Here is a 20855-nt window from a genome sequence, read left to right as displayed (position 1 = left end):
CAGACAAGGCTATAAGTCTTCTTCCCACACAACCAATTCACCTTTCGGCCAGTTGTGACCAATTTCATGATACTTTTGCTCAAGCACATGACGTTTAATTTTGAGTGTTGGCGTCAATACGCCATTTTCAATGCTCCAAGGCTCTTTAATCATTAATACGCCTTTGATTTGCTCATGAGAGGCGAGTTCTTGATTCATTTTTGCAATGACTTTGCGGGTGGTTCGTGCGTACCGCTCCCGATCAAAGTTAGGAAAATCATGTGGCACAACCAAAAGAATCGGGGCTGGTAGCCCTAAACCGATGAGGCACATCATCTCTACGCGACTGTATTCGAAAAGTTTTTTCTCGATAGGAACTGGAGAGACAAACTTACCTTTGGCGGTTTTAAAGTTATCTTTTTTACGGCCTTGAATGGTTAGGTAACCATCTGAGTCGATAGAGCCGATATCGCCTGTGTGTAGCCAGCCCTCTGAATCAAAAGACTCTTGGGTGGCAATGTCATTTTTGTAGTAGCCAGAAAATAGCCCTTTGCCACGCACCATGATTTCATCATCGTCAGCGATTTTTAACTCAATACCTGGTCCAGCATTACCGACACTACCAATTTTGTCAGCTCTAAATGGGTAGTTGAGCGTGCTATAAGCAAATGATTCTGTCATGCCCCAAGCTTCAGTAATATTGAGCCCTACAGAGTGGTACCATTCCAGCAGTGCTGGTGATACCGGGGCAGAGCCACAGCCTAATACTCGAGCCTGATCCAACCCCAATCCCTCTGCGAGCTTTTTCTTGATCAGAGAATTGACGAATGGGATTTTCAACAGAATGTTGAGCTTCTTCTGTGGAAGTTTGTCTTGAATACGTTGTTGGAATAGCGTCCATAATCGCGGGACTGAGATAAACAGAGTCGGGCGGTGCATTTTTACATCTTCGATAAAGGTATCCAATGATTCTGGAAATGCTGTTGGTACACCACCCATGATGGATGAGCCAAAAATGTAGACGCGCTCTGTAATATGAGCCAAAGGTAAGTAAGAAAATAGACGATCATTTTCTTGAATACCGATATGGTTTATCAGTTGTTGTACTGACCAGTTAAACGCTCCGTAGGTCAGCATCGCACCTTTCGGTAATCCTGACGTACCTGAGGTATACACCAAAGACATTAGCTTATCGTCGTAGTGCTGTGGACGCTCTTCACTTGGCATTGCATCGGCAATGAGTGCTTGGTATTCGTACTGACATTTTGGCGCAGTATCGTAGGGGAGCGCGATACTAATGAGTTCCGGCATTGCATCAATGACTTGCTGGGTTGCTTTAGGATCATCAAGTTTTCCGCCAATGAGCGCTTTACTTTCACTATGAGTCACACAGTATTCGATGGTGTCCGCGCCCGCGGTAGGAAAGATTGGCACACTGACATAATCGCCAAGCATCATCGCAAGATCGCAAATAAACCACTCTGCACAGTTTTTAGACACTAACGCCACTTTGTCGCCAGGCTGTACTCCGAGGTTGCGTAGTGCACTGACGAGTTTTAAGGCTTGATCGGCAACATCAGCGAACGTGTATTCAACAAATTGTCGGTTAATAATTTGTTTTAGATAGACCTCATTTGGACGCTCTTGAGCCCATTTGAGAATCATTTCATTTGGTGGTGGGAGAGCGCAACCAGCAGCGCTGTTTAGATTCGGCTGATTCATTTTTAGTGACTCCATGTCTTCTCGTTGTATTTATAATTGTTAACGCATTGTTAACTTTAGCATGTTAAATAACGACACGGGAATGCATTTTGATGAAATATGTGGGGAGGATAGCGTTAGTTACCCCTAAAGTCGGTACTAATAGCGCCTAAAACTGTTGCCGATAATTCGCTGGGGACAGGCCTGTTTTTTTCTTAAAAATTCGAGAAAAGTAAGAGACATCTCGGTATCCACACTGATAAGCGATGTAGGCAATTTTCATGGATTCATTTTCAACGAGCATTTTCTTTGCTAATGAAATGCGTTTCGCAGTGACATAATCACGAAAGCACATACCAACTTTGCGATGGAATACTTTGGAAAAGTAGTTCGGTGAGTAGTGACAAAGCGCAGCAGCTTCCTCTTCCCTTAGGTCTTTATGGACATTATTGGCGATGTAATGAACCACGTCAGAAAAATTCGACTTTCCGCTTCGAGAAAAGAGTTTATCGACCGAAATTTGTTCTTCGTCGACCTTGCTGTGCAAAAAGTATTTCAATTTTATCTGTGATAGCCAAATCGGGAGGGTGATTTCATTCAACGTATAATATTCCGCACAAATATGCTTTGGCGGTAAGTGAGGCTCGATATCGGTTGGATGTATAACGATCAGTTTTTTGTCGAGATTTTCACAGAGCGTGATGACGCCTTTCAGGTGCTCTCGATGATCGCAAGTCATGTAGTAGAAGAAATAGCTGTGTTCTTTATCGCTAAGCACAGAGATATCTTTGCTACAGTCCATAATCTCAAAGCTCTTATCAAACTCACAGCGAAGTGATTCCGGCAGCGAGCAAAGAGTCTCTCCAATCCAATAAGCTTTGGTCAGTCTATCCATATGAATCCCGCTCAGTACGTACTACACCAACGTTAGTATGTATTGAGGTCAGTCGAGCCTCATTCCTTGAGCTTCAGACCTCACCCTTTCGTTTATTAAGCTTAGGCTTATATAGTCATACTGCAAGTGTGAAGTGTGTCACATAGATCTTAGTAAAGTGTCTCACTATTGATACATTTTAGCTCTGAAGCACAGGTGGGCAAGAAAGTACCAACCTTTGGCAAAAAAGTCCTAACCCCCCTAATTCTCGGTGACTAATGTTTAAGCATGATTCGGGTGTATATGATACCTGCGTCATGGACAAGCGAGATTTGGTTAAATAAAGGGGATAATCTTATGGATAACTTTCGCAATCTAATCAAGGACTTCATGGAAGATGAAGAGGGGCTAACACTTTTGGAGTACATTCTAGGTGCAGCATTGATTGTTACCGCTTTCTTGAGCTCAGGCTTCTGGACGACTTTGTCTGACAAGTTCACTTCAGTAGCTGGTCGTATTAGCACTTCGTAATGGTTAGCGAGTTAGTTATTTGGTCATTGCTTATTGCGATTGGAGTATCAGACGCTCAGAAACACAGAATACCAAACAAAGCGGTGCTTATGCTTTTGGTTGCTGTTACTGCAAACGTAATTTACAACCCAGCAACAAGTGGCTTGGATCATTTATATGGTGGGTTGGTTGCGTTTGCAGTGTGTTTCGCGCTGTATCTGTTCAAAGTAATGGCTGGAGGAGACGTTAAGTTGCTCGCCGTCATAGGGGCATGGCTGGGTCTGAGTAACCTTGGGGAAGCGTCTACTGGAATAATACTTGCTGGAGGCATCGTGGGCATTTTTTATCTAATGTTACACGTGTCATCGACTAGTGTTGCTCTATCACACCAGATAAAAGGGTATTGCTTAGAAAAAGTAACACCAGGCTTTAGGTCTAATAAGCCGCTAGTCATTCCTTTCGCGCCGATAATCGTAATTGGATTAGCTTATTTCTCCTACACCCATTAAATAATAATAAAAAATGGCATGCAGCATCAGTTGACTAGGCAACTTCAAGAGGGGAAGTGTGATGGGCTCTGTGTATTGGGAAAAACTCGTGCCACAAATAAATCCACCAAAGGTGCCTTCGTCTGTCGAGGGTCTTGGCGTGCCGTCTTCAGTTGTTGAAAACCTAGTGTTGAAACATCTGTCTGCCTATCCCAAATGTGACTTAATCGAATTAACGCAACGGCTTTGTATTGTTTCGAATATTGTCGAGCTTGCTTTGGCGCAGTTAAGAAAGCGAAGTTGGGTAGAAGTTTATCAGCCAGCATCAGACAAGTTGAGTACATCGTATTCCAACGTGCGCTACAGTTTAACTGAGCTTGGGCTTGCAGAAGCAGACATTGCGTATAGAAAAGATCCGTATATCGGTCCTGTTCCCGTCTCTTTGGAAGAATATTGGACGGTTGTTGAGGGACAAGATCTTCGCAAGCATCCTATTAATCGCAATGATGTTGAGCGAGCGCTGTCTGACGTGTTTGGTTCGGATCATTTGATACCCGTTTTAGGACCAGCCATTAACTCGGGGCGGGCTTTGTTGCTGTATGGTCATGCGGGTACCGGTAAAAGCTACGTCGCATCAAGAGTGCTCAATGCAATGAACACTTCGGTATTCATTCCTTATGCCGTATATGCCGATGGCAACATCATCAAAGTGTTCTCAGAGCATCATCACCGTCGTTTAGACAACTCCCATTCTCAGGTTTTCGTTAAGTTGGAAACGCATTACGACAAACGCTGGGTTCTTTGTGAAAGACCAAACATTCAAGTGGGCGGTGAGCTGACATTGGATATGCTTGAGGTAAACCACAGCGAGCATAATCGTGTATGGATTGCGCCACTGCAAATGATGGCTAACAACGGAATCTTGGTGATTGATGACCTTGGTCGTCAGTCAATGCCTGTTGATGCCCTGCTAAACAGATGGATCGTTCCAATGGAGTACTTATTTGACCACCTAGCTTTGCCAAATGGTCAACAAGTCACGGTGCCGTTTATGCTCACTCTGGCATTCTCCTCCAACTTTGCACCAAGCAAAATTGCAGACCCCGCTTTTTTACGTCGTTTGGGTTACAAGATCGAGTTTACACCGCTTGGTTTGACAGATTATCAAGCGCTTTGGGTTTCGCTTGCTAAAGATTACCAAATGACGCTTGTGCCTGAGTTTTTCGATACGTTAAGTCAGTTACATCGCGACAATGATGTCGCCAACTACCCTTGTTTACCAAAAGACTTACTCGGTATTAGCCGCGATATTTTGGTGTTCGAAGGGAAAGAGAAGGTCGTCTCATCAGACATTTTAACCCGTGCCTGGGGACTGTACTTCACAGTGGATGAATAGGGAGATCTAAATTATGAGTCGGACTCAAGTCATCATGTTGCTGTTGCTCTCCATTGTTTTCGGCCTTGCCGCCGTGTTGATCGCTAAACAATGGATGGATGGCAGAAACCAACCAACTGTCGAGTTAGAAGAGGTCGAAAGACACCCAGTTTTAGTTGCCGCCATGGAACTAGAGCCAGGGACCATTCTATCTGAGAAACATTTGTCTACTAAGCTCATGGAAGTGGATTGGATAGACGATGAAACGCTAAAAGTACAAGAACAGGCATTGGGAAGAATTGTTGCCAATACCATTTATGCGGGCGAGCTGGTTAATTCGAATCGTCTTGCATTGCCCGGTGAGGGCGCGACACTTGCTGCTTTAATCCCTGAAAACAAACGAGCAATCACCATTCGTGTTAATGACGTTATCGGTGTGGCTGGGTTCTTGTTACCGGGCAATAAGGTCGATGTATTGAATACCGTGAGTTATGGACAAGGTAAAAACGCCACAACAAAAACGGTGCTTAAAAACATCAACGTCCTTGCGGTCGACCAAACAGCCAAAACCAATGATAACAAACCCGTTATTGTGCGTGCGGTGACTTTAGAAGTAACACCGAAAGAGGCAGAAAAGCTCCTATCGGCGAACAGCAAAGGCGACATTCAACTTGCTCTACGCAACCCTCATGAAGTGGATAAACCTGTTGTAGCAAGAAAATACACGCCACGACCTAGTGTGACCATTATTAAGGGATCTCAGGCATCCAGTGTCCGAGTCAGCAATTAGGTGAATTATGAAAACAATAATATTACTCGTTAGCCAGTTACTTTTTGTCAGCTTGTCTGTTAACGCAGCCACGGTGCAGTCAGGAAAAGTCGTGACCGTTGCGCATCACCAATCAACCCAATTGATGATATCCGGCCAAGCGAAGAAAGTGACGTTAGGGGATCCAGAAGTCTTGGATATTTTAGTGCTCAGATCGAACGAGCTGTTTCTTATTGGTAAGAAGTTAGGTACCACGAATGTGTCGGTGTGGGATCGCCGAGGCCGGTTAATTGAGCAGTTTAACGTGGAAGTCACGCATGATCTAAACACGCTTAAGTCGAAGCTTTATCAGTTCTTGCCGGATGAAAATATCGAAGTGCACAGTGCGCAAGAAAAAGTGGTACTTAGAGGCTTGGTCAGCAGTCAGCAAAACATGGACACTGCGGTCAAAATTGCTGAAACCTTCGCTTTAGGTGAAGCGGCAGATGAAGAAGATGACAGCTCTAAAGATGATGACAGCATGGTGATCAATCTACTTTCTATTGGCGGGGCTCAACAGGTGACGCTAGAAGTGACCGTTGCCGAAGTGCAGCGCACACTAGTAAGACGCTTTGACTCAAATTTCCACTTTTTCCAAAGAAGTGGAGACTTTACCTGGGGCGGTACGACTGCTGGTGGCGGTATTGATGGCATTGGACCGATTTTGAACGTCCCAACAGTCGAAGATTTCGGTTTTCTTGGGTCGTTTATCGACAGCAATACCTTGTTTACCTTCGCACTTGATGTGGCGAAACAAAATGGCGTGGCGAAAGTGTTGGCAGAGCCTAGCCTTACCGCATTAAGTGGTACGCAAGCCGAGTTTGTCGCTGGTGGTGAATTCCCAATTCCAGTGCCAAATGAAGATGGTATTACCATCGATTATAAAGAGTACGGTGTTCAACTCGACTTCGTTCCGTTTATTTTGAGTGATAAGAGAATCAACCTCAAATTGAACGTCAATGTGAGTGAAATCTCCAACTCAGGTGTGCTGACGTTTAATCCAAACGAAGTGAATGCCACGTTCTTTATTCCGCCAATCACCAAACGAAGTGCTGGCACCACGATTGAGCTGGCTGATGGCCAAACCATTGGTATTGCAGGCTTATTGAGTGAAAACGCACGCAATGTCGCGGATGGCATACCTGGAGCGAGTGATTTACCTGTTTTGGGGCGCTTGTTCAAGAGTGAAGAGTTTACCTCAGGGGAAACAGAACTTGTCATTCTGGTCACCCCTCGATTAGCAACCCCAATCGATCGACGTCGAATCACACTGCCAACGGATGGCTTTGTGGCTCCGAACGATGTGGAGTTCTATTTGCTTGGTAAAGGTGCTGAGTTGGATTTTGATAGATACCAGCTAAACGACATCAGCGAAGAAGATACTAACAACAACTTTATTCAATACGGTTCGTCAGAAGGTGGCTCTGAGGGCAAGTTTGGGCACAGTCTATAAGTGGGAGAGCAAGATGAAAAGCATAATGATAATGACCATTTGTTTCACATCATTCGGCTTGTTTGGCTGTGCGAATGACCCCGAGCTTGGTATCTCGGTTAGCCAGTTGCGCGCTGAACAAACTCTTAATCCAGAAGCGTGGTATGAGAATTTGGGTTATTTACCGGAAGGTAGTGGTGAGCGTACACAAGTTAGCTTAGAGGTATATAACAACAACGGGGTAGCCAAAGATGAGTAAGTGATATGTTCACTTAGGAGGGGCTATGCGAAGGAATATGCATATAGCACCAAGGCGAACCCAGAAAGGGATTACCTTAGTGTTGATAAGCTTGGTTTTGTTGATTCTGCTAGGCGTTGCGGCGTTTGGTATTGATTTAAACCACCAAGTTCTTAATAAAACACGTTTACAGAATGCGGTCGATACTGCGGCCCTTGCAGGTGCTGTCGTTGCCGATAAGACAGAGGATGTGAATCAGGCTGAAACAGCAGTGAGAACAACGCTTAGTGGAATATCAACCGAGCCTGGAAATTCTGAGCTGACGTTTAGTGACAGTAATACAGCGGTGACATTCTCGCATGATATGCAGACGTTTGTAAGTGCAGCAAGTTTTACACCGCCATTGGGGGAGTACGATATTTATGTCCGCGTAGCGGTCACCGATATTAGCCTAACGCAGTATCTGAGTGGTTTGTTTGGGATTGATAAAGAGGTCTCTGCGAGTGCGGTTGCAGGGCGGAGTGCGGCTATTGCATATACGTGTAATTTAACGCCAATCGCCATGTGTGGTGATCCTGCTGGTGATGTGAGTGATGCATGGGGGTATCGTCCGCCGGGTTACGACCCTAATGTAGATATGGATCCTTCTCTAGTGCATGAGCTGAAAGTCGGGGATCAGAATAACACCGATATGGGGCCCGGGAACTTTCAGTTACTCGATTTTGGGCAAGAAACGGGTAATAGTGGTGCAGCCTTAGTTCGTGATGCATTGTCTGGTGCTTACAACGGTTGCGCCTCAATTGGCGATACCGTTACGACTAAACCAGGTAATAGTGCAGGTCCAGTTGCACAGGGACTGAATGTGAGGCTCAACGACTTTTCGGGACCGATTAAAAATGACGGAACGGTTTTACCAGACAAATACGTGAGAGAGCCCGATGTTTTGGCTGAGACCGATGCGGAGTACGCAGGTGACCTGTATTACGCCAACTATCGTCAGGAGCTAAGCTCTTGTGAAAGCGGTGGTGCTTGTGATGGCAGTAGTTATACCGGTGATGGTGGTCTGAACGGACGCCGGATTTTGCGTATCCCTATCGTAGATTGTACGGCCTCGACAGGTAAGTCTGATTTTGATGTTTTGGGCTTTGGTTGCTTCTTTTTACTACAAAAAGTCAGTAACTCAGGTCAATCATCAGTATTTGGGCAATTTCTTTATGATTGTTTAATTAATAACGGTTCTACTGGCACGGATCCGACAGATAAAGGCTTCTACCGTATCCATCTATACAAAGATCCGTTTAGCGGGGCCTCTTGATATGTTGTATTCAAATAGAAAGCATCAAAGGCCAAATATTTGCAGTCAACAAGGGCTGGCAATCATAGAGTTTATTCTCGCCTTGCCAGTGCTATTGATGCTAACCGTTTTAGTGATCGATGTGAGCCGAGCTTTTATTCAGTATACCGAGGTCAATAAAGCGCTGCAGAATGGGGCAAGGTATGCGGTCGTTGATACGTACGGCACGTTGAACTTTGAGTCAATTGCTGACGAAATCAGTATCAAGAATGTCGTTGTGTATGGAAGCCCAATTGCCTCTACTACACCTGTGATAGACCATATCAGTGTGGATGATATTGTCATTACCCAACCAACGAGTACCAATAAGGTGGTCACTCTATCGGCGACTTACAATTACGTGCCGATATTCTCGACTTTACCTTTTTCGAGCACTTCTTTGCAATTTAGCATTGGGGCGACCACGTCTATGAGGACAGGCCCATGAAACGATTGATAACGAAACAAAAAGGAGTGACTCAGCTTGAGTTCTCGGTCATCGCTTTGGCCGTTATATTAGTCCTGTTTTTGATCATCGAGTTTGCGATCTATTTCTTTTCGGTGCAAATGGTCAATGAGGTAACACGAAGAGCTGCGAGGCTTGCTACCGTGTGCTATATCGCTGATAGGGATGACATTGCTAACTTACCAGCTGTATCAGATCTCTATCCATCAGGCTTTTCTGCGAGTAATTTACAGATAGATTATCTTGATGAAGCTGGTGCAAGTGTTGATGTATCAGGCTTTCTTTCTACCCCTCCAGCGTCTAATGACGTATTAAATGCGCAGTTTTCTCAAATTAAATATGTTCGAGCAAGAGCGGTGAATTATACTTTTCAGTTTTTTGTTTTAGCTGCTTTAATTAATGCAGTAGGGAGTACTCCAGCTTTTGAAACTATATTGCCTGCAGAGAGTTTAGGAATACTTAGACCCGAAGGGACCAATGTCATTACGGATTGCTAATGGAGTAGCTTTATGTTGAAACCAGTTAAAATAAATGAAGAAACATATAAAAGTTTAAAAACTAACTTGATAGTTTGGATAGTTTATTCTACGTCAAACTTTAAAATTCATATTGCTGATGAATTATCCGAATGTGTCAATCTAAATATTGATTGGATAGAGCTAGAGTCTTTTAATTTAGACTTTGTTAAAAATAAGCAAATTCCCGATCTTATTTATATTGAAACCGGTGAAAGTTGGGCGCAGAAAGTGGCTCATGTGTACTCTAGTGACAGTAGCTTACAGCATAATCACACCGCTTTGATTGTCTTTGGTGATGAAAACGATACGGCATCTCTCAAAATGGCATTGAGGCTTGGTGCAACAGACTATTTGTCGCGTTCTGTTGATCTTGGTGAGCTTTATCCGCTATTAAAATCGACCGCGGATGAAAAGATTGCCAATAAACAAATGGGCGATTTAACTTTATTTATCAATACAAAAGGTGGTTCGGGTGCAACAACACTGGCGATCAACACCGCGATAGAACTGTCAAGTTACGCGAAGAGTAAAGTATTGCTCATTGACTTAGATATGCAGTTTAGTGATGCGGCCGATTATTTAAACTGTAAGCCAAAATACAATATTAATGATGTGATTGATTCTGTTAATGATTTGGATGAGTTATCACTAGAAGGTCTCGTATATCAACATCCTTCAGGTTTGAATTATTTATGTTTTAACCAAAATGATACCAAGGATAATCATAAACACGCAGTTCAAGTCAGTAAGTTATTACCTATTCTGAGACAGTTTTACTCACATATTATTGTGGATTTGTCTCATGGTGTTGAGCATGTTTATCAACAAATTGTTTCTCCGGCTACGCATATCTTTTTAATTATGCAGCAGAATGTTACTTCGGTTAAGCATGCGGTCAGCTACATACGTTCTTTAGAATTAGACTATGGTTTAAGTAGTCATCAGGTTGAACTGATTGTTAATCGTTTTGAAAAGAAATCAACAATATCTTTGAAAGACATTGAAAATGCAGTTAGTGGACATGCGATACATTTAGTACCTAATAATTTTGCTATTGCTATCGAGAGCGCTAATTTGGGTAACCCAATTGTTCAATCTAAGAAAAATAGTGCGCTGAAAGCTTCTTTGGCTGAAATATCGCACTTATTAGAAAGTCCGACCAAAGAGAATCAAAGTTGGATCAAAAAACTATTTTCTTAGTAAGGGGGAGTTATGTTTTTCAAACGGAAAGGCGTCGGGAGTTCTTTCAATTCCGTAGATGAAACAAAAGAATCCAAAGTTGTGAATGTCGAGTTGGCAAAATCTGACGAAGATACGTCAGATGAGCAAAGGGCTTTATCGCCCGTTGAAGCCAAGATGAAAGCGATCGAGGAGCAGAAAAAACAGCTAGAACAAGATCTCTCGATCAAACACTACTATCACAAAAAGCTACTGGATACCTTGGATCTCGGGCTTCTATCGCACTTGCAAGAAGATCGTGCGAAAGAGGAGTTACGCGAAGCGGTCGTTCAGCTCATTGCTGAAGATCAAACACACCCGTTGAGCTCTGAAGCTCGCAATCGCGTGATACATCAAATTGAAGATGAAGTGTTTGGTCTAGGGCCGCTGGAACCGCTGCTTGAAGACCCAACGATTTCAGATATCTTGGTCAATGGTCCGAAAAATATCTTTGTCGAACGTTTTGGTAAGCTCGAGAAAACGCCACATACCTTCTTAGATGAGCGCCATCTGCGCAACATCATTGATCGCATTGTTAGCCAGGTTGGACGAAGAATCGATGAAGCATCACCAATGGTGGATGCTCGACTCAAAGACGGTTCGCGTTTCAATGCGATTATTCCTCCTCTTGCCATTGATGGCCCTTCCGTTTCTATTCGACGTTTTGCGGTTGAACGTTTGAATATGGATAACCTATTAGAGCTTGGTTCGTTATCTCCAGAGATGGCGAAGTTTCTCAATGCTGCGGTCGTGGGGGAAATGAATATCCTGATATCTGGTGGTACAGGCTCTGGTAAAACAACCACGCTGAATATTTTGTCGGGCTTCATTCCAAGTGATCAACGTATTGTGACCATTGAGGATTCGGCAGAGTTACAACTCCAACAACCACATATTATTCGCTTAGAAACACGTCCTTCTAACATCGAGGGTAAAGGCGAAATATCTCAGCGCGATTTAGTGAAAAACTCGCTACGTATGCGTCCTGACCGGATAGTTGTTGGTGAGGTTCGTGGCTCAGAAGCGGTGGATATGTTATCGGCAATGAACACGGGTCATGATGGGTCGCTGGCCACCATTCACGCGAACACACCAAGGGATGCGTTGAGCCGTATTGAGAATATGTTCTCGATGGCGGGTTGGAATGTGTCGACCAAAAACTTGAGAGCGCAGATTGCCTCCGCCATCAATATTGTCGTGCAAATGGATCGCCAAGAAGACGGTAAACGCCGCATGGTCAGCGTACAAGAAATCAATGGCATGGAAGGCGACGTTATCACCATGTCGGAGATCTTCACCTTCCAAAGAAGAGGGGTCGATCAAGAAGGTAATGTGTTAGGTGATTACATGGCAACAGGGATTGTACCAAGCTGTCATGACCAATTAGTAAAACGAGGCTTAGACGTACCATTTGAAATATTCAATGAAAAAGCCCGTTAGGAGATTGCTATGGATAGTCAATTCCCCCTTTTTCTTGTGCTGCTTTTTTTGTCCGTATTCTTTATTAGCCAGGCGTTAATTCTGCCTTCTGCGGGTAAAAAGGTTAAGCATAAGCAGTTAATTAAGCGGATACACGAAAGCCATAAACACATCGATCAAGAGAGTATTTCCCTACTAAGGGAAAACTCGCTCAAAAACCTTTCTCCATTAGAGCGATGGCTTGTGAGGTTCAGCCTATTCGATAACTTTAAGAAGAAATTGGAATTGGCTGGGATACACATGGGGTTCAGTCGGTTTATTTTTCTCACCTTCCTCGGTGGGGTTGCGGTTGGGCTATTTCTGTTCTTATTCGGGCAAGTCTGGTACCTCTGTGCCGGTGTTGCTGTCGCTTGTTGGGTGTCGGTTTACTTCTACCTACAGAAAAGAATTGCAGATCGTTTAATGAAGTTCGAAGAGCAACTGCCAGAGGCGCTCGATATCATTAAGCGAGTACTACAGGCCGGTCAGCCAATTACACAAGCGTTTGGGGAAGTAGGCAGAGAGGTCAGTGCGCCGCTTGGCCCTGAGTTCATGAATACCTTTAACTTACTCAACTATGGTTATGACCTCCGCTTGGCGATTATGCAAATGTCGGAAAGAACACCTACGGTATCCATGCTTGCTTTCTCGAGTGCGGTGTTACTGCAAAAAGAAACGGGTGGTAACTTAGTCGAAAACATTGAAAAGCTCTCTCATATCCTACGTGCTCGTTTCAAACTCGCTCGAAAAATCAAAACCATTTCTGCGGAATCTCGAATGTCGGCATGGGTATTAGTATTAGCGCCTTTTGGGTTGTACGTCATCATTTCACTCGTTCGGCCTGAGTATATTGAGCTGCTTCATACGCACCCAATGGGGATCAAAATGGTGATTGGTGGGATGGTGGCCTTATTTATCGGGACGCTGTGGATTCGTAAAATCGTCAATATTGAGGTGTAGCTATGGAAAGCATTCAAGGATGGTTAAACGGTTTTGCTGTCGGCCAAGAGACGTTACTCATGGGGTTGATCCTCATCACCACCGTGTTGGTGGTGATGACGCTAGGCTCGATAATTATTGGGGTTAATTCGCCAATTAAAAGAAAGTTAGCCGAACTGTCTGGCGACAAAAAAGAAGTCTCTCACCACAACAAAAAAATGACTGACACATTGGAGTCGTTAGCGCCTTTAACTTCGCCAACCAGTGAAAAAGAGCGCCAAACGACACGCAATAAACTGATGCATGCTGGGTTTCATGAAAGCAATGCATTGTCGATGTTCTATGCCATTAAATCGGTCACAACAATACTAGGTGTGATGGTGGCAGCACTGGTGTATTTCTCGATTCCGGAATCTAAATATCTGTACACCTACATGGCGTTATCCGTATTTATTGGGCTTCTGATTCCTGATTTTATTTTGCGCCGAATGGTCAACAAGCGTCAGCAAGCGATTCGTGCAGGTGTGCCCGACATGCTCGATTTGCTGGTGGTTTGTACCGAGTCAGGGCTTGGCTTTAATGCGGCTTTGCGTCGCGTTGCAGATGAGCTGGTTATCTCTCACCCAGAACTTGCCGATGAAATAGACACGGTGTGCAATAAAATTAAAGCGGGTAAACCAATGCCTGAAGCCTTAAGGGAGCTAGTATTAAGGACAGGGTTAGAAGAATTGATGGGGCTGGTGAGCATGCTTAGCCACGCCTCTCGAATAGGTGGGAGCTTAGTCAACTCCTTGCGTGAGTATACCGAAGACTATAGGGATAAGCGTCAACAAGCAGCAGAAGAAATTGCTGCAAAAATCCCAGTCAAAATGATGTTTCCAATGGTGCTGTTTATTTGGCCATGTTTTTTCATCGTGGCTATTGGACCTGCGTTAATTTCATTGGCTGAGGCATTTTCTAATTAAAAAGCAAAATAGGGATCGTTATGTGGATTAAGAAATACGTCATCATCTCGTTGTTGGTGCTTACCGCATGTTCAACAACTGAACAGTCATCAGACTTCGATTCAACGCTGTACTCAGGTAAGCCCGTTGAGTCACTCACCAATGATGAACCTCCAAAAACAGAGGAGGAGGCAATCTCTCGAGGGGATATTGCATTAAGCAATAAAAATGTCGACTTAGCGTTGTATGAATACATTCGCTCGCTCTCTTTTCCTAACGCGGTCCATAAAGACAAAACCTTATACACCGTGGGGCGTATCCATTTGGCAAGAGAGAATTCAGAACTTGCGGATAAATCATTTCGAGCATCTTTAGCAGAGAACCCTGATCACATTGGTTCCCTCACAGAACTTGGCACTCTGTATACGAAACGTGGCGAAAAGGACGTCGGGAAGAGTTACTACATCCGCGCTTTGAACGCTGACCAAATTCGTATGGATGGCGATCCTATTATCACCAAAGACAACATTACAGCTGAGAGCGTTGCAACGTATCGCTATGATGATAAATCACCGGTTTCTGCTTACTCTGGTCTAGGTGTACTTTACGACATTCGTGGCGACCACGATATTGCGCAGGCATTAATTCGAAAAGCGTTGGATATTGATTCAAGAAACGTCAACGCTTTAGTCAGCCTAGGCTATTCCTACTACATGGAAAAAGCTTATTCAAAAGCGGCGCACTTTACTCAAGCTGCGCTGAGCATTAAGCCGGGGGATGAAAAGGGAATCAATAATTTGGGGCTCATTGCACTGGCAAAAGATCAACCACGACAAGCGCTGAGTATTTTTAGTCGACACATGACAGAGCCGGAAGCACTCAATAATGTTGGTTACTTCTTGATCCTTCAAGGCAAACCAGGCGAGGCGATTCCTTATCTACAACAGGCTATTGATAAGAACCCTGCCTACTATGAACTGGCAAATAAAAACTTAGAGCGAGCATTAGCAATGGTAAGAGAGCGAGGGGATACCTCTACCGCGCTTCTCCAATAACTTCACAGTATATTTAAAAAGAAAGCCACTCAGCAAGATGGAGTGGCTTTTCATTTTTAGGGACTTTTTCATTTATGGGGAGTAGTGCCGTTGCACAGTTGTTTGTTCAATTAGCCGTTCATTCGCTTCTTTCAGGGTAAGAAGCATAGCGCCGCAAAGCCCAACCAACTATCTTCCATAACATCACCGTTAAGAGTGTTGCGAGGTAACCATCAATCGCATAATGCCAGGCTAAATGTACCGAACCGATTTGAATGATGACGGCGAAAGCGTAAGCAAAGTAGCCGATGGTTTTGTTGAGTCTATAAATTGATAGCGCCATCAAAACAGCAATGGAAACGTGCAAACTCGGCATTGCCGAAATGCCAGAGCCAATACCATTGGCATTCGCGATGTACTCATCCCAAAGATATTGCTGTGTAGGCAATGCCCACAATTGCCCAGCGTCTACATTGGTAAGGTATTGGCTTTGGGCTTCGAGCGTTTTCATCAGAGGAACAAACTGTTCATCTCCAGTAACAAGCTCCACGTAGCAAGGACCTGCTGAAGAAAGTAACGTGGCGAAGAAGACACCAAGAATCATCCAAGACAATGCGAACGTGAGTAAAAACTGTTGCCTTACCAACGGGTATTTTTTGTAGATAAGGAAAAAGATGAGTATACCCCACATACAAAAAAACCATGCGTTGTAGGCAACGTTTAGCGCCAGTGAGGCCCAAGCATTGGAGAATAATGCGTGGGTCAATTCCCAAGGTGCGGCGCCGAAGTGCAACAGCGTATCAATATTCGCAAAGGTTAGATCCCATTTAAAAGGGTTGATGATTGGAATAAGCGATTTCAAAAACGTGTGGTTAGAGAAAATCAGGTTAAGTGCCATCATCGAAACAAACACTGATACAGGGCGGTACAGTGGAAAAATAAGATGTTTCAGTTTTCGTATGAAGCGCTTTGCTGGCTGTTTTTCTTTGCGCAGTATGAGATAGAAATAATAATAGATACACCAGCTTAAACCTGTGACATACAAAGCTTGCATGAGCGTTTCAAGGTAAGTGGTAAAAGAGTAATCAATAGGGAAATCGAGATATAAAGAACAAAGATAAATGACAGCAGTCGAGATAAAGCAATAGGTGTAGAAAATCTTATCGATCAATAACTCGTTCTTCACAGACTGGAGCCAAGTCGCTGCTTTTTGCTGCCAACTTACGTTGATCTGGTAATTGTTGTCTTGTTCCATCGATGATCCGTCATCTCTATCCTTCCAATGTCATTAAGCTTAGTTGAGAAAACGGGCACTTGTATTTAAGTGCCCGCTAAGAGTTTGTCGTTTAAGATTTTTACATTATGCCCGTGACAAGGCCTGCCGCCACAAAAAACACGATCATCCACAGCACCGAAAGGTTGAGCTTTTTGTGTAGATAGAAACCCGCAACCACTAACGCCATGTCGATGGGAGCAACAACTGCGCTGCTAAATACTGGCTGGTAAAGTGCCGCGAGTAGCAACCCTACTACCGAGGCATTTACACCGTTGATGGCGCCGGAGACCAGCGGTTTGCCTGCCAGTGCTTGCCAGTTTTTAAGAACGCCAAGCAGTAAAAGAAACCCTGGGAGGAATACGCCAAGCGTTGCGATCAGCGCGCCTAAAATTGGCGTATCCGAAAGCTCATAGCCGATAAAAGTCGCAAAGGTGAACATTGGCCCCGGTACAGCTTGTGCAGCGGCGTAGCCTGTTAAAAATGCATCTTGGCTAAGCTGGTCACCAACAATGTTTTGCAGAAGCGGTAGCACCACATGACCGCCACCAAACACTAAACTACCAGCTTGGAAAAAATCACTAAACAGCCCAAGCAAAGGCAACGTATGAGCTACTAACGGTAAGCCGAGTAAAAGCACCGCAAATAGAGCCAATGGCGTGATAGACGGTTTAAACGGCTCGGCTGATGGCGCGGAGTCTTTCTTCAGATATCGCATGCCGACAAAACCTGCTACGAGCAACACGAACATTTGCGTCATGATGCTTGGTGCCACCAGCAACGCAATCGCAGTCGCGACGCACAAACCCGCGGTCAGTTTGCTTTGACAGAAGTTTTTGTACATGCCCCAAGTCGCATCCGCCACGACGACGACTGCGAGCAGTTTTAGGCCGTGGACTATGTTTTGGAACACCGCGGTGTCGGTGATTTGGCTGCTCACCATTGCCAGTGCCAACATGATGATCACCGAAGGAAGCGTGAATCCGACAAATGCTGCGCATGAGCCACTTAAACCGCCGCGCTTATAACCCAATGCAAAGCCGACTTGGCTTGATCCCGGTCCCGGCAAAAACTGACTGAGTGCGACGATTTGTGCGTACTCGCTGTCATCAAGCCATTTCAGTTTCTCAACAAAGGTTTGGCGAAAATAACCAATATGAGCCGCAGGGCCGCCGAAGCTGAACCAACCCAGCCAGAAAAAAGTTTTGAAGATGGTGAACATGTCGAGCCTGTTTATCTAAAAAGCATTGCTGCTAATTTATCGGATGCTCTAAAATGACTCAAATTGATAGATTTAATTTCATTTATGAATGAAATGGGATGAGGATGTTGAGGTGAAAGAGGACATTCAGTGGCGCAACATTGACTTGAACTTATTGGTGACGTTTTCCTACTTGTATCGCTATCGAAGCGTTAGCGTCGCGGCAGAGAAAAGTTACGTTAGCCAGTCGGCGATGAGTCATAGTTTGTCTCGTTTAAGGTTGTTGTTTGACGACCCGCTTTTTGAGCGAAAAGGACACAAGATGGAGCCCACCGAGCACGCTCACCACATCGCGCCAACTGTGCATCACTTGTTGGATTCTATCGCCAAAGACTTGCTCACTAAGTCTGCCTTCCAACCTGAAAATTACGCGGGTGTATGTCGCATTGGGTTAACGGATTATGCCGAGTTTATTTTTGCTCCTCGGCTTTATGACGAAATACGCCAGCGCGCACCAGAGGCGCAGATCAGTTTTATTAACGTCAATCGTAGCAACTACGTGGCATTAACTGAGCATGAAAAGCTCGATGTCATTATTGGCAGCATGCCAGTGTTGGATGACAACTTTGAGAGCTTGTACTTGTACACGGAAAAACACGTGTGTATGTGTGATAAACAGGTATTGCAAGGGGAAACACAGCTGTCTCTAGAAGCGTTCGCTAACATAAAGCAAGCTCTGGTAAGTCCCGATGGGAGCTTAAAGACACAAGTAGACCAAAAGCTCGCAGAACATGGCTTAAGCCGTAAAGTCACCGTGGCGTCGCGCAACTTTCTCACTATTCGGCATCTATTGAAAAAGCGCGATCTCATTGCCATCGTGCCAGAAAAAATGGCTTTGGCGGAGGGCTTTTCGGACGATCTCATTACCGTTAAGCCGCCGATCGCCGTTGCGGATTTTGATATTGCCATGCTGTGGCATTCCAGCCGAAACAATGAAGATAAAGGGATTTGGCTACGCGAATTAGTTTCTTCGACCATTACCTCTCACATATAAAAAGGGCACCAAAGGGTGCCCAGAATGTTTGTCATTGAGAGCCTGTGTTATACCGCTTGCGAAGCTGGCGCGGCTTCTTTTATACGCTCTTCCTGATTCAATGATTTTTCGTATTGGCTGTACTTCCACCAAGCAAAGCCAAGGAAAATCACGATACCGCCAACGTTGTAGAAAATGATGGTCATGATGTCGGCCCCAGTAGGGAAGGTCGATGCTAAGAAACCAACCGTAAAGATAGCGATCAGTACCGATACGGTAGCGATGCCCATTTTGCGTGAGCCCATTTTGAAATCACGCTCGACGTGATCCAGTTTCAAGCGCAGATTCAGGTACGCCAGCATGATGAACAGTGGTGGCAGCATCGAGGCGGCAGCGGTCATGTTGATCACGGTATTCATCAAATCTTGAGCGGTGTTAGAACCTAATGTTGGGATGATCATCAATGGAATGACGATAAGGAACTGATACCAAGCTGCGCGAGCTGGTACGCCGTTTTCGTTCAGCTCTACGGTTTTCTTACCAAAAATGCCTTCTGGAATCTCAGAGAAGAAGATTTTCACTGGCGTTGCTGTCCACATCAGTAGAGAGCCAAACATAGCGGTAAAGGATACCAAGCCTACGAAGCGGTTCATCAATACTTCTGGCAAACCAAAGTACGCAGCCAAACCTTCAAATACTTGTACCGAGCCACCCGTGTATTTTAGGGTTTCGCTAGGAACAAACACGTTAATCAAAACAGACGCGACTGAGTAAAGCACACCGATAAAGATACCTGCGATGATGATGACTTTAACAAACGATTTCGAGCCGCCTTTCACATCGTTTACGTAAACCGCGACCGATTCCGCACCGCCTGCCGCCATAAAGATCCATGTAGTAATGCCTAAAAATGTCCAGCTGAAATCAGGGATCATCGCTTCTACAGTAATTGGGTCAGCCGGTTCTACGCCGCCGATCAACGCTGCGCCAGCCAGTAAAATGTACGACATTGTCAGTAGCAGCATGAGGGAGGAGGTCACCGACGTAATTGGCCCCAACATTTTCGCGCCGTTTGTCGATACGTAGGTCGCAAACGCAAACAAAATCATACTGAGCACGGTAGTGGTGAATGGCGTCAGAATGTATTCATAGCCTAAGAACGCGTAAGACGCATAAGCGATAACGCGCGGTAGCAAAGACGTGAAGAAGAATAGGTTAACGAACCAATAAGTGTAGGCAGAGATAAACGCCCAGCGACCGCCGAGTGAGCTTTTTACCCATGCGTAGACACCCGCTTCAGAATCTTTATTCAGAGATACGAATTCTGCGATGATCAAACAGAAAGGGATGAAATAAAAAATGGTCGCCAGAAAGAACATTGGCGCAGACGCTAGACCGATCTCGATATTGTTATTGATTACGTTATTAAAGCTAAATACTGCGGCAAAGGTGAGGGACAACAACCCGAATTTGCCTATCGTATTACGTTTGGATTCAGACATGTTCTATCTCCGGTGAATCACGTTGGAATTGTAGGGAGGAAGGGCTTGTAATGCTGTGACCACAGCCCTTCTCTTGTTTTATTTATTTAGGAAGTAGCCATCTTCGATGGTCACTTTGAGCACCACTTTTCTTACGCGGTTGTCTCCGTGGAAGCGGTACGCTTCACTGTTTTCAAAAATCGCCACTTGGCCTTCGCAAAGCTCACGTGTTTCACCCTGACCAGAAAAAAATTCGCGGTCAGTTTCATCACGATAAGCTTGTTCTAGGGTTAACGTGGTTTTATCCGCGAACTCAACGCTTTCTCGGCCTTCGAGGTAGTAATGCACATCGAAGTAACGACGGTTACCGATGAACGTTTCGGTTTGTTTCGCGATGCCATCTTCAACCATGTAAACCAGTGAATCGCCAATCGAGTGCATCACGCCATCTTTGATGTTGCCGATGTTGCCAATGGCTTCCACACAGCGGTTCCATTTACGACCGTTGCGATATACCTGTTTGAATTGCTCTAAGCTGTCTAACACGATCAT

21 protein-coding genes are annotated in these 20855 nt (G+C 44.7%); 15 read left to right on the top strand and 6 right to left on the bottom strand.

Annotated features, from left to right (window positions below; all coding sequences use genetic code 11):
* Positions 1-9 precede the first annotated feature (9 nt).
* Positions 10-1701, bottom strand: a complete 1692-nt coding sequence (locus F7Y48_RS07335) for an AMP-binding protein (RefSeq protein ID WP_012841461.1) — start codon at positions 1699-1701, stop codon at positions 10-12.
* 148 nt (positions 1702-1849) lie between these two features.
* Positions 1850-2575 (bottom strand): helix-turn-helix domain-containing protein, encoded by a 726-nt coding sequence (locus F7Y48_RS07330; RefSeq protein WP_006742387.1) that lies wholly within the window; start codon positions 2573-2575, stop codon positions 1850-1852.
* 336 nt (positions 2576-2911) lie between these two features.
* On the opposite strand from F7Y48_RS07330, the gene F7Y48_RS07325 reads away from it, so the two are divergent.
* From F7Y48_RS07325 to F7Y48_RS07260, 14 genes are all read left to right on the top strand, one after another.
* Positions 2912-3085, top strand: a complete 174-nt coding sequence (locus F7Y48_RS07325; RefSeq protein WP_316682985.1) for a hypothetical protein — start codon at positions 2912-2914, stop codon at positions 3083-3085.
* Positions 3085-3573, top strand: a complete 489-nt coding sequence (locus tag F7Y48_RS07320; RefSeq protein WP_041852894.1) for a prepilin peptidase — start codon at positions 3085-3087, stop codon at positions 3571-3573. Before F7Y48_RS07325 ends, F7Y48_RS07320 begins: the two co-directional genes overlap by 1 nt.
* 61 nt (positions 3574-3634) lie before the next feature.
* The gene (locus tag F7Y48_RS07315; RefSeq protein WP_006742388.1) at positions 3635-4948 is read left to right on the top strand and encodes a hypothetical protein; all 1314 of its coding nucleotides are present in this window, start codon (positions 3635-3637) and stop codon (positions 4946-4948) included.
* A gap of 13 nt (positions 4949-4961) precedes the next feature.
* Positions 4962-5717 carry a Flp pilus assembly protein CpaB gene (gene cpaB / locus F7Y48_RS07310; protein WP_006742389.1) on the top strand — a complete coding sequence of 252 codons (756 nt, stop codon included), beginning with the start codon at positions 4962-4964 and terminating at the stop codon, positions 5715-5717.
* Positions 5718-5724: 7 nt separating this feature from the next.
* A complete protein-coding gene (locus F7Y48_RS07305; RefSeq protein ID WP_006742390.1) occupies positions 5725-7188 on the top strand; it encodes a type II and III secretion system protein family protein in 1464 nt (487 codons plus the stop codon).
* A gap of 13 nt (positions 7189-7201) precedes the next feature.
* Positions 7202-7426 carry a hypothetical protein gene (locus F7Y48_RS07300; protein ID WP_012841463.1) on the top strand — a complete coding sequence of 75 codons (225 nt, stop codon included), beginning with the start codon at positions 7202-7204 and terminating at the stop codon, positions 7424-7426.
* A gap of 25 nt (positions 7427-7451) precedes the next feature.
* Complete coding sequence (locus F7Y48_RS07295) at positions 7452-8720, top strand: pilus assembly protein TadG-related protein (RefSeq protein WP_048625933.1); 1269 nt, start codon at positions 7452-7454, stop codon at positions 8718-8720.
* A gap of 1 nt (position 8721) precedes the next feature.
* Complete coding sequence (locus tag F7Y48_RS07290) at positions 8722-9186, top strand: TadE/TadG family type IV pilus assembly protein (RefSeq protein WP_258619613.1); 465 nt, start codon at positions 8722-8724, stop codon at positions 9184-9186.
* Positions 9183-9701 (top strand): TadE/TadG family type IV pilus assembly protein, encoded by a 519-nt coding sequence (locus tag F7Y48_RS07285; RefSeq protein ID WP_256935711.1) that lies wholly within the window; start codon positions 9183-9185, stop codon positions 9699-9701. The genes F7Y48_RS07290 and F7Y48_RS07285 overlap by 4 nt, the downstream gene beginning before the upstream one ends.
* A 12-nt stretch (positions 9702-9713) precedes the next feature.
* Positions 9714-10922, top strand: a complete 1209-nt coding sequence (locus F7Y48_RS07280) for an AAA family ATPase (RefSeq protein ID WP_006742392.1) — start codon at positions 9714-9716, stop codon at positions 10920-10922.
* A gap of 12 nt (positions 10923-10934) precedes the next feature.
* Positions 10935-12380, top strand: a complete 1446-nt coding sequence (locus F7Y48_RS07275; protein ID WP_006742393.1) for a CpaF family protein — start codon at positions 10935-10937, stop codon at positions 12378-12380.
* Positions 12381-12389: 9 nt separating this feature from the next.
* Positions 12390-13358 carry a type II secretion system F family protein gene (locus F7Y48_RS07270; RefSeq protein ID WP_006742394.1) on the top strand — a complete coding sequence of 323 codons (969 nt, stop codon included), beginning with the start codon at positions 12390-12392 and terminating at the stop codon, positions 13356-13358.
* Between the two features lie 2 nt (positions 13359-13360).
* Positions 13361-14302: a type II secretion system F family protein gene (locus F7Y48_RS07265; RefSeq protein ID WP_048625930.1), complete on the top strand. Its 942-nt coding sequence runs from the start codon at positions 13361-13363 to the stop codon at positions 14300-14302.
* Positions 14303-14322: 20 nt separating this feature from the next.
* Positions 14323-15336 carry a tetratricopeptide repeat protein gene (locus F7Y48_RS07260; RefSeq protein ID WP_006742396.1) on the top strand — a complete coding sequence of 338 codons (1014 nt, stop codon included), beginning with the start codon at positions 14323-14325 and terminating at the stop codon, positions 15334-15336.
* 118 nt (positions 15337-15454) lie between these two features.
* Here F7Y48_RS07260 and F7Y48_RS07255 read toward each other — a convergent pair whose 3' ends face one another.
* The gene (locus F7Y48_RS07255) at positions 15455-16570 is read right to left on the bottom strand and encodes a phosphatase PAP2 family protein (RefSeq protein WP_316682984.1); all 1116 of its coding nucleotides are present in this window, start codon (positions 16568-16570) and stop codon (positions 15455-15457) included.
* A 100-nt stretch (positions 16571-16670) separates the two neighbouring features.
* Complete coding sequence (gene chrA, locus F7Y48_RS07250) at positions 16671-17810, bottom strand: chromate efflux transporter (protein WP_316682983.1); 1140 nt, start codon at positions 17808-17810, stop codon at positions 16671-16673.
* A 112-nt stretch (positions 17811-17922) separates the two neighbouring features.
* Here chrA and F7Y48_RS07245 point away from each other — a divergent pair, with 112 nt between their 5' ends.
* Entirely contained in the window at positions 17923-18843 is a 921-nt protein-coding gene (locus F7Y48_RS07245; protein WP_395205843.1) for a LysR family transcriptional regulator, read from the top strand.
* A gap of 47 nt (positions 18844-18890) precedes the next feature.
* On the opposite strand, the gene F7Y48_RS07240 is transcribed toward F7Y48_RS07245, so the two are convergent.
* Both F7Y48_RS07240 and F7Y48_RS07235 read right to left on the bottom strand, forming a co-directional pair.
* The gene (locus tag F7Y48_RS07240; protein WP_316682981.1) at positions 18891-20324 is read right to left on the bottom strand and encodes an amino acid permease; all 1434 of its coding nucleotides are present in this window, start codon (positions 20322-20324) and stop codon (positions 18891-18893) included.
* Positions 20325-20402: 78 nt separating this feature from the next.
* Positions 20403-20855 (bottom strand): beta-galactosidase subunit beta, encoded by a 453-nt coding sequence (locus tag F7Y48_RS07235; protein ID WP_316682980.1) that lies wholly within the window; start codon positions 20853-20855, stop codon positions 20403-20405.

Origin of the sequence: Vibrio sp. 2-1-2a, from assembly GCF_032648565.1 — a bacterium.
Taxonomy (GTDB): Bacteria; Pseudomonadota; Gammaproteobacteria; order Enterobacterales; family Vibrionaceae; genus Vibrio; species Vibrio diabolicus.
This window is presented reverse-complemented; position numbering and strand designations above follow the sequence as displayed.